Genomic DNA, 17,122 nt, shown 5'->3' on the forward strand with positions numbered 1-17,122 from the left:
TCGCTGAGCGGGCGGGAGGGCCCGGATTCTATCCGGTCGACACCCCGCTCCGGCCAGCGCCGCGACGCCACGAGTCCGATCCGGGGGCCCCACCCATGGCCGCCGATCGAGCTGGACTCCCGCGTCTCGCCCTGGGGGTCCCGCGATACGAGCCGGGTCGCGGAGCCTCGCCCCGCGACCCGCTCGGCGGCCTCGATCTCAGCCGTATCCGTCGGCCGGTCGGGCGGATCCAGTCACCCCAGCGCCTTCAGATGCCTGCGGCGTCGTGGACCTCGTCCGCTCCGCGATCGACCATGCCGAGGGCTCCGGAAATCCGCGGATCACCGTCGATGTCCTTGTTGGTCAGCAGGGGCGTCGTGGAGTTGCCCGTGTCGACGCAGGGCGAGGTCTGGGTCAGGTGGTAATCGTCACCGAGCAGATTGACGAAGAGCGGATCCACGAAGATGTCATTCGAAACCGAGGTCCAGAGGTTGTTGGCGTCGGCCTCGATGCAGCAATTGTAGGTCCGCGCCTGCGCCTGGTTCCCGGCGGCGATCGATCCGCCTGTGTGGTTCCAACTGATCGTGTTGAAGATGATCAAGTTGCCTCCCGGGGACACGTAGAGTGCCGAACCCGACCCGCCGCTCGTGGACCCGACGCAGTTGGCCAGCGTATTGGAGGTGATCGATACGAAGCTCGAATCGACTTGGATCCACATGCCCGACCCCACTGGAGCCTCGCAGCGGGCAATGAGGTTGTTGTCGATGCGGGCCCCGCTCGGCATCAGGTCGAAGCGCACCCCCCCGCCGCCGCCGGCGGCGTAGTTGCGGAGCAACTCGTTGCGCAGGATCTCCACGTCCGCCTTCGAGGCGTAGATGGCACCGCCCTCGGCGGGCGCGACGCCCACCTCACCGTTGTCGAAGAATTGGCTGGTGCGCACGATGGCCTTGCCGAGCCCGCCGCCGGGCACGGCGTCGGTGGCCGTCACGAACACGGCACCGCCCAGGTCCGCGGCCTGGTTGTCCCTGAACTCGCAGTCCTTGACCCGCACGATGCCCGCGCTGTTCAGGCCTGGATTGCGGATCGAGACCGCGCCACCGCGCGCTACGCCCGGGTTGCCGGGGATCAGCGAAGAGCTCGCGCTGCAGCCCTCGAAGTAGCACTCATCGACCTCCACGTCGGAGTGGTGCACGTAGACACCGCCGCCGTCGGCCGGCTCTCCGGCGCCCCCGCTGCGTGCCTCGCAGTCGATGAACGAGCAGTCGGTGACCGTCACAGCCGATTCGCCGACGATGGCCAGAGCGCCTCCACGTCCCTCGCTGAAGCAACCCGCAAAGGCGTCGTGGAAGAAGCTGGCCGAGCCGCTCATCACGCAGACACCGCCGCCCTTGAGCTTGCTCGTCGGGTTGACCGCCGAGATCCGCACGTCGCCCTCGATCTGGTTGTCCTGGAAGGCGACCTCGGCCTCGTAGACCAGCACCGCTCCGCCGTTGGTGAAGGCATTGCTACTGCCGAACAGGTTGCCGCGGATCACCACGGGGCTCTCGCCGGTCTCGATCACGGCGATGGAACCGCCGCCGACCGGGTCGGTCGCCGGCATCTGGTCTTCGGCGCACACGTTGACGTAGAACTCGTTGCCGGCGATGACCGTTGACACATCGCCCCACACGAACACGGCTCCACCGCGCTCGGAGGACTCGTTGACGAGGAACAGGCTGTTGGCGATCACGGCCGTGCCGCCGCTGGCCAGGTTGTCGATGATGCGAATCGCACCTCCCGCGCCCGTGCCCGAGTTGTTCCCCGCGAAGTAGCAGTCGGAAATGAAGGGGCTCGAGGCGTACGAGCTGATCGCGCCGGAGACGTCCAGGGTCGGAGAGCCGAGCACACCGTCGCTGAACGTCGACGAGCCGTTCCCGTTCTGGAAGAAGTCACACTCGAGGATGCGGGGAGCCGACTCGCGGATCACCAGCGCGCCGTGGTCGCTGCCGCCGAGGCTGCCACTGCCGAAGAGGTCATCGCCGAACTGCAGGTTCTGGAGCAGGGTGGCCGAACTCTGTCCGCCGGCGATCGTGCACAGGGGCGCGGTGTGGACGCTGGGAGGGATGATCATCGGGGGGTCGGTGGCGACGCCGACGATCTCCAGGTCCTTGATGCCGAGGTCGAATTCCTCGCGGTAGATCTCTGAATCGAGGACCTCGATCCGGTCGCCGCTCGAGGCGCTGCTGATCGCGGCGCTGATGCTCAGGAAATTGCCGCTGCCGTCCTTGGCGACGGTGATGGTGCTCTGGGCGAGGGCGGGCGCCGCCAGGCTGGCGACGACGAGAGGGAGAGTGGTGTGCAATCGCATTGGATTCGGGTTCTGTGATTTGGACAGGGGGGTCGGACGCGGGTTGGCGTCGTGACCTGCCCTCCGAGTTTCTGGCATTGGCCAAAAACTCGAGCCCCGGCCCGCGACCGAACGCAGGCGGGCCGCGCAGCTCATCGCTGCGCGGCCCGCCTGAGGTCGGACCGGCGACGGCTCAGCTCGAGGTGCCTGCCACGAGGGCCGTCCACTCGTCCTTGGTGATCAGGATGTCCCGGCGCTTGCCGCCCAGGTAGGGCCCGATCAGGCCGCGTTGCTGGAGCTCGTCGAGGATCGCGGTGGAGGTCTTGAAGTCGAGCTCGTAGCGCTTCTGCAGCATCGACACGGCCACGCGCCCCTCGTCGAGGAACATGCAGCCGGCCTCGTAGACCAGCTTGTCGTGGTCGGAGCCGAAGTCGATCGGCTGGCTCGGCAGGGAGGTGCGGGCGGCGGGCTCGAGCACGACGTCGGCCGATTCGGCGGCTGCTGCGACCGCCGGCTGCTTCGTCTTCGGAGCGGCAGCGGCCTCAACTACCGGAGCGTCGGCCGACTCGGCGTCGGCCTCCTTGTCGGCCTTCGCGCTGGCCTTGGCTTTCGAAGAAGTCTTCACCTTCGGTTCGGACTTGGCCTTGGCCTTGGGTTCAGCCTTGGGCTTGGATTCCGCAGTCGCCTTGGGCTCAACCTTGGACTTCGGCTCGACCTTCGCCTTGCCCTTGTCAGGTGCCTTGGCCTCGGGCTCGGCCTTCGCTTCGGCCTCGTTTGCGCCCTCGGTGACTCCGGTGGCGGCCGGCGCCTGGACGTCGGAGGCGACATCCTCGACAGGCAGCGCTGCGGGCGCGGTCTCGACCACCGGCTCCGGGTCGATGGCCTGCGAAGCGACATGTGTAGCGACAGGTTCCGGCTCGACGCTCGCTCGAGGGTCGGACTCGCTCTCGTCGGACGACTTTGACCCTGCCTTGGCGGTCGCCTTCGACTTGCCCTTCGACTGGGCCTTCGACTGGGAGCCGGCCTTTGCCGCCGGCTGGGGAGTCGCCTCTGCCACGGCTTCGTCAGCAGGCTCGTGGACCACGCCGGACTCGTCCAGCTCGGAGAACAGCCCGCGCTGGGCGGGCCCCGAGGCGTGGGCGCGGACGACTTCACCCTCGGCTTGCGCCTCGGAGGTCGTGACCTCCGTGGGCACCTTGGCCGTGCTCTTGCCGGTGTTGCCGCCCTTGTTCTTGGCGCCGCCCTTCGACTCCGCAGCGGGCTGCTCGGCGACGAGTTCTTCGGAGTCCGTGGCTACAGCCTCGTCCTCTTCGTCCTCGTACTCCCACTCGCCGTCGTCCTCTTCGTCCTCTTCCTCGTCGTCGTCCTCGGCGTAGACCTCTTCGGCCTCGTCTTCCTCCCACTCCTCGTCGTCTTCGTCCTCTTCGTCGCCCTCGGCGACGACCTCATCGTCGTCGTCTTCTTCGACCCACTCCCACTCCTCGTCGTCTTCGTCGTCCTCTTCCTCACCCTCATCGAGCTCGGCGACGGCGTCCTCGTCCTCTTCTTCTTCGTCCCACTCCTCGTCGTCGTCCTCGCTCTGGACGGCGGCCGGGGGCGTGGTGACCTCGTCCTCCTCGGACTCTTCCTCGTCCTCGAGCTCCTCACCGGCGGCGAGGGCTTCGGCGGCCTCGTCCCAGTCGTCCTCGTCGCCGTCGAGTTCCTCCTCGGCGTCCGGCAGCTTCGCGGCGAAGCCGCCCGGGTCGGCCTCCGTGGCCGCCGACAGGGCGTCATCGACTGCGTCCTCGCGCGCCTGCGCCGCGGCGGCCTCTTGCGCGGCCAGCAGCTCGCCGACGGTCGGGGGTGCGACGTCGGCTGCGGCCGGCTCCGCCTTCGTCGAGTCCTCGACCCGACGCATCGGCCGCACGTTCCCCACGCTGCCCTCGTCCGGCGCTACGACGACCGCGTCCGGCTCGGAAGGAGCATCGGTCTTGGATCGCCCGCTCCCCGCGCCGGTCAGGTCGACGGGTTGCTCGGACGTCGCCGCCGCGGCGGCCGCTGCGGCTGCGGCGGATCCGAACGGACGAACGCCGGCCCCCATATCCGTTGCAGCGGGCTGGCCGGACCGGTCAGGTCCACCGCCGGCGCCTTCGAGGGGTCGCGCCACGTGAGGCGCGGGAGTTTTGGTTCTTGGTTCTGCACGTTCTTGGGTCCCGGGCTTCGGGACCGCTTTGGAAGCCGGGGAGGATGCCGACATCGGTCGGACCCCGGGGGTGTTCACGCCGGTGGAATCCGAAGAGGTCTTGCTCTCGGGAACGGCCTCGACGGCCGCACCGGACTTCGCTGCGCTAGGCGACGCCTCGACCTCGATCCTCGGCTGCGCGCTGGGCTGCGGCTTGTCGCCGGCACCCTTGCGACGCCCCTTCGCCTGGATCGGCCTGGCTTCGCTCGGCGCGGAAGAAGTCCCGCGTTCCGTCTTGTCTACATCGCCGCGGACCCAAGGTTTCGCCCCCGGGGCCAGGCCGAAACCGACCGCCACCCCGTAAGCGCCTGCTGCGAAGGCGATTAGCCCCAGTGCCAAGCCCAGGACGACGATCGCCGTTCCGCTCTCGGCGCCCACCAGGACGGCGCCCAGGGCGCCGCCGGCGGAGCCACCGGTCAGGGCTCCGAAACCCAGGCTGAGCCCCACGAGCAGAGCCGCTCCGCCCGCCGCCGTGGGCGCGGGCTTGACCCTTCGAGGGCTGACGAACAGCAGGGCGCCAAGCACCAAGAGCCCGATCGAGATCACCAGCAGGGGCCAATGCCCCGCCAGGCCGATCAAGCCCACGACCAGGCGGGTCAGCGGATTGAGGTTCTCGTCGGCGGTGCCCTGGAGCAGGCCGGCGACGGCCGAGGCCGCCACGAGGGTGCCGACGGCGAAGAGGGCCAGGCCCGCGTAGTCGCGCGCACCGAAGCGGGCGCGCCGTTCAGTTTGTTCAGTCATCGTCGACTCCGGAGCCTGCGGCAGCGCCGTACATCTCTTCCCACTGCTCGAGGGTCAACAGGACCTCACTGGCCTTGCTGCCCTTGTGCGCGCCGACGACACCGTTGTCGCGCATCATGTCGATCAGTCTGCTGGCCCGGGTGTAGCCGATGCCCAGCGCGCGCTGGAGCAGGCTTGCCGAACCACGCTTGCTCTTGAGGATCACGCGCACCGCGTCGTCCCACAGGTCGTCCTGCTCGGACGGATCCTTGTCGGCCAGGGTCTCCGACCGCGACCCGCTGGCGGCCTGGATCAGCTCCTGGCTGAAGGTCGGCGCCGACTCCTGCTCCACGAAGTCCACGATCGCCTGCAGCTCGTGGTCCTCGACCAGCGCGCCCTGCACCCGCTTGAGCGAGGAGGACTGCGGCGGGTTGTAGAGCATGTCGCCCTGACCGAGCAGCTTCTCGGCGCCCATGGCGTCCAGGATCACGCGGCTGTCGATCTTGCTGGCCACGGTGAAGGCGATGCGCGTGGGCAGGTTGGCCTTCAGAACACCAGTGATCACGTCCGTGGAGGGGCGCTGGGTGGCCACGATCACGTGGATGCCGACCGCGCGCGACTTCTGCGCCAGGCGCGTGATGGCCTGCTCGGCCTCCTTCTTCGAGATCATCATCAGGTCGGCCATCTCGTCGATGATGATCACGATGTAGGGCACGTGGCGCGGGGTGCGCTCCTCGTTGAAGTCGTCGCCCATGCGCTCCTTCAACTTGTCCTCGCCCAGGGCGTTGTAGCCCTTGATGTTGCGTACGCCGGCGTTCTTGAAGAGGTCGTAGCGCCCCTCCATCTTCTCGACGGCCCACAACAGCACGTTGGTCGCGTGCTTCATGTCCGTGACCACCGGACACATCTGGTGCGGCACGTTCGAGTACATCGCCAGCTCGACCATCTTGGGGTCGACCATGATCATCTGCACCTCGTGTGGGGTGCGGGTCAGCAGCAGGCTGGCGATGATCGTGTTGATGCAGACGGACTTGCCGGCGCCGGTCTGACCCGCGATCAAGAGGTGCGGCATGCGCGCCAGGTCCTCGACGATCGGGTTGCCCTCGGCGTCCATGCCCAGGAACAGCGGGAGCGCCGCGAACTTGGGATCGTAGGCCTCCTTGCAGATCAGCTCGCTGAAGCGCACCAGGCGCCGCGCACCGTTGGGCACCTCGATGCCGATCGTCGAGCGGCCGGGGATCGGCGCGATGATCCGCACCGAGCGGGCCTTGAGCGCGGCGGCGATCTCCGAGCTGAGGGTCGTCACGCGGTTCATGCGCGTGCCCTGGGCCACCTCGAGCTCGAACATGGTCACGGACGGGCCGATGGTCGAGCCGACCACGTTGGCCTCGACGCGGAAGGAGCGCAGGGCGTTCTCGAGCTTCTCGGCCTGGGCCTCGATCTTGCCGCGGGCCTCCTCGGTCACGCCGGAGTTGACCGAAGGCGGCTCGAGCAGGTCGAGGGGCGGGAACTTCCACGGGCCCGGGGGCGGCGTCGGCGGATCGAAGGGCAGGGAGATCGGCGCGTTGAAGGTGGGCTTCTTCTTGGGCAGGGCCGCCGCGGGGACGATCGGCTCGACCTCATCGGCGTCGGCCTCTTCCTCGTCCTCGTACTCCCACTCCTCGTCCTCGTCCCAGGCCTCGTCGCCGTCTTCTTCCTCCCACTCCTCGTCCTCGTCGCCTTCCTCCCACTCCTCGTCGTCCGAGGCCGCGGGCTCCTCGTCCCACTCCTCCTCGGCGCCTTCCTCTTCCCACTCGCCCTCTTCGTCGTCCTCGTACTCTTCGAACAGCTCGGGCTGGGCCTCTTCCTCGGCCTTCTTCTTGGAGGTCTTCTTCGGGGTGGTCTTGGTGGCCTTGGCCTTGGCCTTGGCCGCAGCCGCCGGCGGGGCCTGGGGCTCGAGTTCGAGATCGGCCCCGCGCAGGAAGTCCCACCAACCGCGCAGGGTGCGACCCGCGAAGCCCTTGACCGCGGCCCCGGCGCCCTCGCCCTGGCTCTCGCGGCGCTCACCGAGCCAGTCCAGCAGCGCACGAATTGACGGGTAGAAGGTGCGCTCGGTGGCCAGCAGGAACGAGCTGAGCGAGATCCCGAGCAGCAGGATCCACAGGCCCGGCCGGCCGAACTTGGCGATCAGCACCGCCGGAGCGTCGGCCGAGTGGTTCTCGCTGGGGCCGATCAGCTCCCGCGCCAGCCAGCCGCCGGGGCCGTAGGGCAGGTTCGACGAGCCGCCGGCCAGCATCCGCTCGTGGAAGCCCTCACCCAGGGAGAGCTGCAGCAGCAGGGCCGTCGAGAACAGGAAGCAGAGCGTCCCGAAGACCCGCAGCAGGGGCCACCAGACCTCCCGGCCGGAGACCAGCACGGCCCCCCAGGCGATGCCCAGGGCCACGCACAGGTACCCCGCCAGACCCAGGGCGACCAGCACCCACGACGCCAGGTAGAAGCCGAGTTGCCCGCCCCAGTTGACCCCCGAGTAGGCCGCGCCGCTGGCGTCGCTGTAGGGCTGGTGGAAGCTGAACAGGGCGATCCCGAGCCAGACCGCGAATCCGATCAGGAGCAGGGCCCCGATCTCGCGCAGGTGCCCGTGGGTCTCCTCGTCGTCGGCCCCGGCGACCAAGCCGCCGACGAGCTGGCCGATGCGCCCCAGGGCCACGCGAATGCGCCCCGGACCGGGCGCAGCACCGCGCTTGGCCTTGGACTTGGCCTTGCCCTTCTTGGATGTCGACTTGGAGGCAGCGCGTGCCATGGATCGGATGCGGGAAGCTCGGGACGCCGGCCATTCCCGGAGTCGGTCCTGCCCGCGGACGCATGGTCGCAACCGCGAGGGGACGGTTCAACGACGGCGACGCTCCTGCAAGCGGACTGAACCGAAGCCGGCGAAAGGCCGGAGGTTGGCTCGATGGACTTCGATGAGACCACCCGCGTCTCTGAGGCCAGGGCGCCGGTCGTTGGCCGGCTTCCGGGTCCTGCCGGCGAATCAACCCAAGGTGCACGACCGGCACAGGGGCAGCTCGCGGCGCACGAAGCGCGCGACGACTTCCGCGTGGCGGCGGCCGCGCCAGATGTCGGCGAAGTTCTCCTGGGCCAGGTTGCCGAAGGTCGTGGTGCCGAGGGCGTCCATGCAACAGGCCACGACCCGACCGTCGGAGAGGATCGAGGCGTGCTCGAGCTGCGGGCAGAAGCGCCGGTTGCGGTAGAAGCGGCCGCCTCGCTCGGGAACCTGGCGGGAGCCCTGGTCGGGGGCGGCGCCCGGCGTGGGGCCGTTCGGCCCGGCCCCATCCCGCTCGTCCCCGTCGGAGCTGGCGCCGGTGGATCCGTCCTTGCCGGAGCCGCCCCCGCCGGAGCCCGCGTCCTGTCCATGCGACCCCGCCCCGACGCCGATGGACTCGACGAACTGCGCCGCGGCCACCTCCGTCCGCGCACGCAACTGCGGGTCCAAGCGCACTCCGAGCGCCTCGCCGCGGGAGTAGTCGTGGAAGTAGGAGGGTCGCTTGAAGCGGATGCGGTCGGCCCCGAGGCTTCGGAACAGGACTCGCAGCTCCTCGCGGCGCGGGAGGTTGTAGGGGAACAGGATCGCCTGGAGCTGGACCACGGGCTCTCGCGCGCCGCGCGCACTCCGGGCCTCGACCAGCCGCCGCACCCCGCCGACCACGCGCTCGAAGTCACCGCCGCGGCGGTAGCGCGAGTAATCCAGGGCGTCGGCCCCGTCGATGTCGATCGAGATCCCGCTCAGCCCGCTGGCGAGGATCGCCTCCAGCTTCTGACCGACCAGCATGCCGTTGGTTCCGAGCCACGACTTGACCCCCAGCTCGCGGCAGCGCGCCACGATCTCGAACAGCTCGGGGTGCACCGTCGGTTCGCCCTGGATGTGGAAGCTGATCTCGGCCAGGGAGCCGCGGGTGCTCTCGAGCACGTCGAAGGCCTGATCCCTGCTGAGGAAGCGGGATTCACGTGGCACGAGGTGCGTCGGGCACAGGGGGCAGCGCAGGTTGCATTGGGTCGTCACCTCGAGGTTCGCGAAGCGCGGCAGGCGGCGCGCGACGAGGGCTCCCACCCAGCGCGCCGGCAGCAGTCGATACAGGGCCCGGCGAACGAGGCCGAAGAACCTAGCTCGCATCGGAGGCCAGCATCCGCGGCCGACTGGGGCGCGCGGCGAGCCGTGGGCAGCCCAAGCTCGCGGGGATCACCTCGACGATCGAACCGCACTGACTGCGAACTCGGAGTCGTGCGGGATGCGTTCGACGCACTGGGCGGCGCCCGCGTCCGAGTTCGACGCTTGGAACGGCGACCAACTCGGCCGGTGCGGGCTCAGCACGGCCCTTCGACCGCGACTCGCGGTCGCGGATGCGATGGGTCGAGGTCGGCGAGAGGCAAGGCAAGGGCATCAGGGCAGGGGTCAATCGAGGGTCGTGGCCGCGAGGCATGGAAGCGTGGGGTCGCCCCCGCGTCCCGCCCTCCTGGTCACGGGCGCCAGGCCGTTACGGCGGGCGCTCGATCACTCGTTCGCACCTCGGAAGCGCAGGGCCGAGGCAGAGTTCGCCGTAACGCTCGAGCCCCCGCGACCAGGGCTCGGTGGCTACACCCCCGCGGCCGCCCGGAGAGCCCGTGCTCGAGGCCTCGCCTTGCCTTCGCAACCCCAGGAATCGACCCCGATGCAGCTCGCCGACCTCTCGATCCGCCACCCCCGTTGCCTCGCCATGCTCGTCCCGCTGGTCGTGGCATCGGCCAACCTGGCCGCGGCCACGGCTCAGAACGACTACACGGTGCCCATCGACGGCGTGCAGATGGAGACTCCGTCGCCGGGCACGGGCACGGTGCAGATCACCCTCGACCCGACGAATGGGCTGGTCACCGCCCAGGGCACCTTCGCGGGGCTGATGGGCGAGGTCTCCGGCGTCCACATCCACGGACCCGCGCTCCCCTTCGAGCACGCGCCGGTCAAGTTGGTGCTGCAGTTCGACGGGACGACCAACGGCACGATCTTCGGCAGCGACAACCTGGCCAACCCGACTCAGGTCAAGGACATGCTGAACGGCCTCTACTACGTGGTCGTGCACACCTGGGAGTTCGGCGGCGGCGAGATCCGCGGGCAGATCGTGGCCGAGCCGGCGGTCGTGACCCTGGGCTCCGGTGTGAACCCGGCCGGCAGCCTCACGATCCTGGCGGGCGCTCCGGTGGTGGGCACGACCCTGACCTTCGGCATCGACAACCCCACGGGATCGCAGACGGCGCCGGGGACGGGGATCCTCTACATCTCGACCGCTCCCGATCCGTTCTTCTCGCTGACCGGGACGGGGCTCATGGTCGAGGGCCTCGGCATGGGCGGTCCGGTGGGCGAACTCTTGATCAGCGCGTTCCCGCCGAACCCGATCCTGGCCCTGCCCGCCTACGGTTGGCAGGGACCCGGCACGCCCCTGCCGCGGACCCTCGACATCCCGAACGAGCCGAGCCTGATCGGCTGGCGCGCCTACGCCCAGGGCTTGCTCGTCGCGAACTCGACCCTGGGCCTGACCGAGGGCGTGGAGCTCTACTTCGGCATGTGAGCGGCACCTCCGCGCTCGGGCTCCTACGGCTCGAGCGCGGTGGGGATCGCGTTGCTGGTGAGGGTGACTTGACTCGCCGCCAGGTCGAAGGCGGCGAAGGCGTGGTGCACCGTCGCGCCGGCGAGCGCGGTGGGCAGGGCGCCGGCCGGGATCGTCAGGGAGGCCGAGCCCGCGCCGGCGCCGTCGAGCAGGCCGATGCCGGCCACGAGCGGTCCGCCGCCACCCAGGGTCTGCAGCAAGTAGCCGTCGACGTTCAGTGGCAGCACCAGCCCGTCCACCGGCAACCCGGGGGCTGTGCCGGAGAGGGATCCCAAGAGGACGTACAACTCGGCCGCGTGGGTTGCTCCTGCGCCGAGCGCGAAGTCGACCGTCCCGCCGGCCGCGATCGAGATGCTCGCGGCACTGGCCGCGAGGGCCTGGCATTCGTCCGGCGTGCCCTCGCCGTCGAGATCGAGCGAGGTCCCGGCCGCCAGGTCCAACAGGTCGGGCGAGCCGTTGCCGTTGCAGTCGCCGCCGAGGGGATAGGCGTAGACGGAGCCCGCGTGGACGAGGCCGTCGATGTCGTCGTGGGGCGCCCCCACCAGGACCAGGTCGTCCGCGACGGCGACGATCGAGCCGTAGTTCTCCGAGTCGCTCGCGTCGCTGGCGGTGAACTTCGTCAGCTCGGTCCAAGCGCTTCCTTCGCGCCGCAAGAGGTAAGCCGAGCCCGCATCGAATCCGCCCGCGTGGTCGTCCTGGGCCGCGCCCACGGCGAGCAGGTCCCCGTGCAAGGCCACCCGATGGCCGAAGGAGTCGCCGGCCTCGGCGTCGCTCGCGGTCAGCGCGGCCTCCTGGCTCCAGGCCGCGCCGTCGCGGCGGTAGACCAGCACCGTGCCCGCGTCGGGCGCGCCGGGCAGGTTGCGCCGGGGCGTCCCGACGACCGCCGTGTCGCCCTCGAGGGCGACGGAGCTGCCGAACTCGTCGCCGGCAGCCAGACCGCTCGGTGCGAACTTGGTCACCTCGCTCCAGCCCGCGCCATTGCGTTCGAACAGGTAGGCCGAGCCCGCGTCCACCACGCCGGCCACGTCGTCGAAGCGCGAGCCGATCAAGGCGGTTTCGCCGTCGAGGGCGACGATCCAACCGAAGCCGTCGAGGGCCGCCGCGTCGGCGGGGTTCAGCTCGGCCTCTTGGCTCCAGCTCGCGCCGCTGCGCCGGAACACGTAGACGGACCCCGCGTCCGCAGCGCCGGGAGCGTCGCCGTAGAGCGCCCCCACCAGGGCCAGGTCCCCCGCGATCGCGACCGACACGCCGAAGTGGTCGCCCGCAGCGGCGTCGCCGGCGGTCAGCTTGGCCTGTTGCGACCAACCGCCGGCGTCCCGCACGAAGACGTAGGCCGAGCCCGCGTCGATGCCGCCGGCGTGGTCGTCGTTGCGGGCGCCGACGAGCGCCGTGTCACCGAAGATCGCGACGGCGTGCCCGAACACGTCCTCGGCTTCGGCGTCCGCCGCGGTGAGCTTGGCCTCCTGGACCCAGCCGTCGCCCTGGCGCAGGAACACGTAGGCCGAGCCCGCGAGCTCCACGCCCCCGAGACCGTCGAAACGCGACCCCACCACGACCCGCTCGCCCCACAGGCTCAAGGTCCGGCCGAAGTGGTCGTGCAGCCCCGGGTCGCCAGCGAGGAGCTTGACCTCGTCGCTCTGCTGGGTCGGCACGGCGGCGGCGACGCTCCCGATCAGGAGCGTCTGGGCGAGTGAGGTCAGCGCGTGGTTCATGGATGACGTCTCTGAGCGGGACGGCCGACCTACCCTGGTCCGAGCCAGCACCACCGTTACGGAGCCCAGGCCGGTGTGGCGGGATTGGCCCGGTTCGGTCACCAGGATCCGCGCCCAGCACGCCCAAACGGCGGCCTGGGGACTCCTCGCATCCGCTGACGGAACTCTGCGCGCCGTCCCGTCTCCGGCTGGGCGCGACGGCCCGCCCGCTGGGGCCCGGCTCACGAGTCACCGTGTGCGGACGAGGTCGTCGCCCGGGACCCGGACGCTGGCGACCGACGCGGGCCACAGTCGCCCAGATGCCTCGACGTCGGCGAACCTACGGCCCCGACGTGCAGGACTCCGGGCGACTATCAGAGCTGCACGAAGACGCCCAGGTGACGATCTCCAAGCAGTCCTTCCACTCATCCCCCACCTGATAGTGGCAGTTGGGCGAAAACTCGGCCTCGACCTGCTGCGCCCCGCCTTCGGGCACGGAGATCGACCCGAGGCCTACGCCGGCCACCATGAAAGTGCTGACCGCATTCAACTGGTAGTTCTGCAGCGTTCCCTGGCAGCAGTCGTGAGCGACCTGCGTGCCCAGCGGACTTCCGATGGGAATGTCGACCTTCGTCTCGAAGGTGATGCCGCCCGCCGCGTTCACATGGTAATCCGAGTTGCCGGTGAGGCCGGCAGAGGCCAGCCACTCGACGATCCCATCGACACCGAGGCTGAGCTCGGCCTGGAGCTTCGCGATCAACGAAGTCGAAATGGAGAGGCTGAATCCGGCATTGATCGACATCACCGTGTTGGCCGTCGTCCTCCCGCAATTCACGAGGCATGAGGTATTGGGCAGGCAGAGCTTCGACTTCTGAATTCCGATCTCGACCTCGGACTTCGGTGAAGCCGACGGGTCGACGTAACCGCCATAGAGCCAGTTCAAGATGCCGACCACCCCCGCATCGCTCGGGTCCGTACTCCCCAGCCAAACTTGTTCTTGGCCCTGGGGAATAGAGATCCCCACTCCGTTGAGACCGGTCGATTCGACATCCCAAGCCACCATGCTCGTCACGGGGTCGATCGTCGCGCTCGATCCACTGGGGAGCACCTCGCCCGCCGCGCTGTCATAGCTGCGGGGCACGACCAACGTCGAGTCCGTCACGAACGCCCCACTAGCTGAGGGGGTGGTCATCCAGGGAAAAATCGTCACCCGTATGTCAGCGCCCAGATTGGCGTCTGGCAACAACTTGCCCTGGGCATCGCGGAGGGCCAGATGGAAGTAGCCCAACTGGTACTCCTCGACGTCATTCGCGAGGCCCTTCCACGCCGTCGCCAGGGGGCTGAAGGGTGTGATGTCCAGGTAGCCGTCGAAGGGCATCGCGCCACCGGGCACCTCGACCTCCATGTAGAACTGATTGCCGTCGACCTGTCCCATGAGCTCGAATGTCCCCCCGACTGCGGCCTCCACCAGCGGGGAGAGGTGCTGCCCGATCATCGGCAGCGTGACGAACAGTTGCATGTTGTCCTCGTCGAGGAGGTCCCGAACGACGATCGGAGCATGCCCCCTCGACTGAACCTGGAACGTCACTTCGTCGCCGTCGGGCGGCAGGTAGTGGACGAAGGATGCGAGCCCGGACGCTCCGGTCACCCCCATCGCGGAGGAGTGCGACGACAGGATCGCTGCTCCTTCAACAGGCGCTCCCGTACCGGCGTCGGAAACGCGGATATGGGTCTCCCGGTTGACCGAGATCACTCCGCCCTGAGCGACGGCCGAGCCGCCCCCTACAAGCGTCACGCCCGCGATCGACGCCAATAGGGTCCACGCCCGCACTAGAGTCCTCCAGAGACTTGGCGGCGGGGTCGCTCGGTCGTGCGTAACTCGCTCGCTAATGCCATTCATCACACAGATGCCGGCGAGCGAAGGAAGCTCGAGGAGAATGAGAAAGGGAAAGGTCAGTCGCATCGAAGGCTCAGTGGGAAGTTGCGAGCGAAACTAGTGACGCCATTGGCCAGGCCACGGCTTAGCGCAACCTACCCCCCCCCCTTTTATCTCGTCTACAGAGATCACCCCAGATTCGGCTCTTGCACGGCGCTGCGGCCCCGGTCCACCAGCCGATTTCGGATCCCCAAAGGCCTGGACGGAGGAGCAAAGGGCCGAGTGAGTCCAGCCAGAACCTTCGCCACGGCCGCCTTGGACTTGTGGGTCAGCGTCTTCGACGCTGCCGTCCACGCCCAGGATCGTGACCGTGTTGTGGTCCGAGCCCGGGGCGCTGCGCTCCATGATGACTTGGCGGCGCTGTCGCGGGGCAGATCGGCCAGTGACCGTTGCCTTCCGCTCTCGCGGGCTTCAGGGTTCACCGAGCGACCGCAGTCAGTCTGGGTGGGGTTGCTCGCAGCTCGCGCCACTTCGATGCTACTTGGTCCACCAGCTCGGGCGGAACCCCATCGGAAGCGCCGGGCGGTTGGGCTGCGAACTCGACCAGCTCACCGACCGGGATCGAGATGCTCAGTTCACTCTCGCCTGGCGGAACGTCGAGGACTCTCTCAATGTAGGTCTGCTCACCTGTGGCGATCCTGAGGGCAATGGCGATTCTGCCCCCGGCCGGGGCCCTCAGCGGCATCCTCCAGCGCTGACCCGCGACGGCGCGAACTCCGCCGATGGCTGGCTCGGTCGCCTCGGCCCCCGAATAGGGCATCCATGTCGGATCCACTGCGCGGGCGGAGATCCAGAACACCATCTGGTTGGCGGACGAGCCTGGCGTGGCCCCCGTGATCTCGACTCGTCCGTCCAGGATTCGATCGGAGGCGTCGAGATCGATGTCGAGCCGGCTTACCTCGCCGAGCGACAACTCCAGCGCCTCCGGCGGCGAGGCCTGAACCCAGCCAACTGGACGGAGATCTCGCTCGGCTTGCACCGTGACAAGCACTGCTGGAAGGCCCTCGAAGACGAACCAGCCCGACGGGTCGGGCACGACGGACTGATTCCGGCGATGAACGGTCGGACATGCAGCGCCGAGTGGCTCCCACGACGCCACGATGCGGAGCCCGGCGTCGGACGCCGGCTGCCCGGACGCGCTGACGACACCTTCGACTCGACAACCATGCCCTAGCTCTACTCGGATGGGGATCAGCGTCGTCCCGTCCAGACTCGCGTAGGTGGGCGCGAAGCCCTCGGCGGTTACGGCGAGGCTCCCCACGAGGGGCTCGCCCGCCCGCCAGAGCAGCTCAAACCTCCCGTCGGCCTCGGTCTGCCCTTCCGGGAGCAACGAGCCGGCCCCGAAGATCTCCAACTTGGCCGCGGGGACGCCCTGGCCGGACTCGCCGTCGACGACTCGTCCGGCGATGCGATCAGGCTGGGTGACCTCGATCGCGACCGCGACAACCGGATGTTCACCGGCTTCGACCGGCCAGGGGCCACTTCGGAACTGACCCAAGCCCTTCAGTGTCACGAAGATCGTGACCTCGACATCCGGCCGGTCGGCCACGAAGAACTCACAGCTCGACCGCCCTCGCTCGATCCCTGCCTCTCGAGTGTTCGATACCGCTCCCTCGCCACTGAGTTCGATCGTGACCTGCGCGGACGCCGGAAGGGCGACCTGATTGGCGTGGAACGTCAGGTCGAGGGTGGCCGCCCGTCTCGAAGCATCGAGCCGCACCTCGACGTAGCGCTCGGCTGGAGCGACGTCGACCGTCTTCGCTGCGCCGAGAGGCCCCACGGCACAGAGACGGGTCGCCTCGCCCGGCATGACGTCGCGGACAATCGCGAAGCGACCGTCACGCCCGGTCAACGCATGACCGACCGGAACGTCGACGGGGAGCGGACGGTCCTCGATCACCCTCGATGCCCAGAGGGTGACACGCGCACCCTCGATCGGCTCGCCGTCGCGAGCGCTCGAGACGACGCCTTCGAGGAGCGGGAGCAGCGCACGCTCGACTCTAGCGACTCCCGGCGCACCGTCTCGCGACTTTGGATCGGCGCGCAGACCGCCCCCTTTTGGATTCCGAACTACCAAGCACTGCCAGATCCGCAACGTGCTTGGGTCCGTCAGCCTGCGCAGTGGCAACGCCCCCGCTCGGCGCGGGGACGACGCCGGACCGTTGGCCGAAGAGCAGCCATCCGACAAGGAGCAGCGCGAGCGCTCCCACAGGGAGAAGGACCTTCATCAACCACCGATCGGATTCAGGCCAACGGAGATCGAACGACCGTTCACGGACAGCTCTCCTTGGTGGAGTGGCAGCCGGCAGACAGTAGAGGGTCCGCATGGGCTCGCCCCATCTTCACGTACCTCGCTGGACCTTGGCGGAGATGCCTTTCTCGCTTCCGTCGACGGAACGCGTCCCTGTTCCTCTTCGGACCCAGCACGACCTCCTGCAACTCGCTCGCGAGCCCTCGTCGGAGAAGGTCGGTCATCACCCTTCGCGGGCTCCTCCTCGAGCAGTCCGCAATCAGGACTGGTCTCGCCCGAAGCGTCTCGACGCCTGTGGGGCAGTCTCGGCCGGTCGCCCGCGGGCTTGAGCCACTGTCTCGACTCCGCTCCGGAACTTCGTAGATCCCTTGGCTGCGATCAGC

8 protein-coding genes are annotated in these 17,122 nt (G+C 68.9%); 1 reads left to right on the forward strand and 7 read right to left on the reverse strand.

The genetic code is table 11. The features are described from left to right. Nucleotides 1-247 precede the first annotated feature (247 nt). From Pla133_RS23310 to Pla133_RS23330, 4 genes are all read right to left on the reverse strand, one after another. Nucleotides 248-2,326, reverse strand: a complete 2,079-nt coding sequence (locus Pla133_RS23310) for a right-handed parallel beta-helix repeat-containing protein (RefSeq protein ID WP_145069809.1) — start codon at nucleotides 2,324-2,326, stop codon at nucleotides 248-250. A 172-nt stretch (nucleotides 2,327-2,498) separates the two neighbouring features. Beyond that, nucleotides 2,499-5,267 (reverse strand): DNA translocase FtsK, encoded by a 2,769-nt coding sequence (locus Pla133_RS26695; RefSeq protein ID WP_419191888.1) that lies wholly within the window; start codon nucleotides 5,265-5,267, stop codon nucleotides 2,499-2,501. Then, nucleotides 5,260-8,025 (reverse strand): DNA translocase FtsK, encoded by a 2,766-nt coding sequence (locus Pla133_RS23325; RefSeq protein WP_145069813.1) that lies wholly within the window; start codon nucleotides 8,023-8,025, stop codon nucleotides 5,260-5,262. Before Pla133_RS23325 ends, Pla133_RS26695 begins: the two co-directional genes overlap by 8 nt. Before the next feature lie 231 nt (nucleotides 8,026-8,256). Beyond that, nucleotides 8,257-9,396, reverse strand: a complete 1,140-nt coding sequence (locus Pla133_RS23330; RefSeq protein ID WP_145069814.1) for a radical SAM/SPASM domain-containing protein — start codon at nucleotides 9,394-9,396, stop codon at nucleotides 8,257-8,259. A 535-nt stretch (nucleotides 9,397-9,931) separates the two neighbouring features. Here Pla133_RS23330 and Pla133_RS23335 point away from each other — a divergent pair. Then, nucleotides 9,932-10,822 carry a CHRD domain-containing protein gene (locus Pla133_RS23335; RefSeq protein ID WP_419191889.1) on the forward strand — a complete coding sequence of 297 codons (891 nt, stop codon included), beginning with the start codon at nucleotides 9,932-9,934 and terminating at the stop codon, nucleotides 10,820-10,822. Between the two features lie 23 nt (nucleotides 10,823-10,845). Here the strand turns inward: Pla133_RS23335 and Pla133_RS23340 are convergent, their stop codons facing one another. The 3 genes from Pla133_RS23340 to Pla133_RS23350 all read right to left on the reverse strand — a co-directional run bounded on the left by Pla133_RS23340 (nucleotide 10,846) and on the right by Pla133_RS23350 (nucleotide 15,842). Next, nucleotides 10,846-12,573, reverse strand: a complete 1,728-nt coding sequence (locus Pla133_RS23340) for an FG-GAP repeat protein (RefSeq protein WP_145069818.1) — start codon at nucleotides 12,571-12,573, stop codon at nucleotides 10,846-10,848. Nucleotides 12,574-12,892: 319 nt separating this feature from the next. Next, a complete protein-coding gene (locus tag Pla133_RS23345) occupies nucleotides 12,893-14,515 on the reverse strand; it encodes a hypothetical protein (RefSeq protein WP_145069820.1) in 1,623 nt (540 codons plus the stop codon). A 391-nt stretch (nucleotides 14,516-14,906) separates the two neighbouring features. Next, nucleotides 14,907-15,842 (reverse strand): carboxypeptidase-like regulatory domain-containing protein, encoded by a 936-nt coding sequence (locus tag Pla133_RS23350; protein ID WP_145069822.1) that lies wholly within the window; start codon nucleotides 15,840-15,842, stop codon nucleotides 14,907-14,909. Nucleotides 15,843-17,122 lie beyond the last annotated feature (1,280 nt).

This window comes from Engelhardtia mirabilis (assembly GCF_007748095.1).
Classification (GTDB): domain Bacteria; phylum Planctomycetota; class UBA1135; order UBA1135.

Bases quoted from the DNA above. Each gene is read 5' to 3' on its own strand.
- Pla133_RS23310 (WP_145069809.1), bottom strand. From the start codon at position 2,326: ATGCGATTGCACACCACTCTCCCTCTCGTCGTCGCCAGCCTGGCGGCG.
- Pla133_RS26695 (WP_419191888.1), bottom strand. From the start codon at position 5,267: ATGACTGAACAAACTGAACGGCGCGCCCGCTTCGGTGCGCGCGACTAC.
- Pla133_RS23325 (WP_145069813.1), bottom strand. From the start codon at position 8,025: ATGGCACGCGCTGCCTCCAAGTCGACATCCAAGAAGGGCAAGGCCAAG.
- Pla133_RS23330 (WP_145069814.1), bottom strand. From the start codon at position 9,396: ATGCGAGCTAGGTTCTTCGGCCTCGTTCGCCGGGCCCTGTATCGACTG.
- Pla133_RS23335 (WP_419191889.1), top strand. From the start codon at position 9,932: ATGCAGCTCGCCGACCTCTCGATCCGCCACCCCCGTTGCCTCGCCATG.
- Pla133_RS23340 (WP_145069818.1), bottom strand. From the start codon at position 12,573: ATGAACCACGCGCTGACCTCACTCGCCCAGACGCTCCTGATCGGGAGC.
- Pla133_RS23345 (WP_145069820.1), bottom strand. From the start codon at position 14,515: ATGCGACTGACCTTTCCCTTTCTCATTCTCCTCGAGCTTCCTTCGCTC.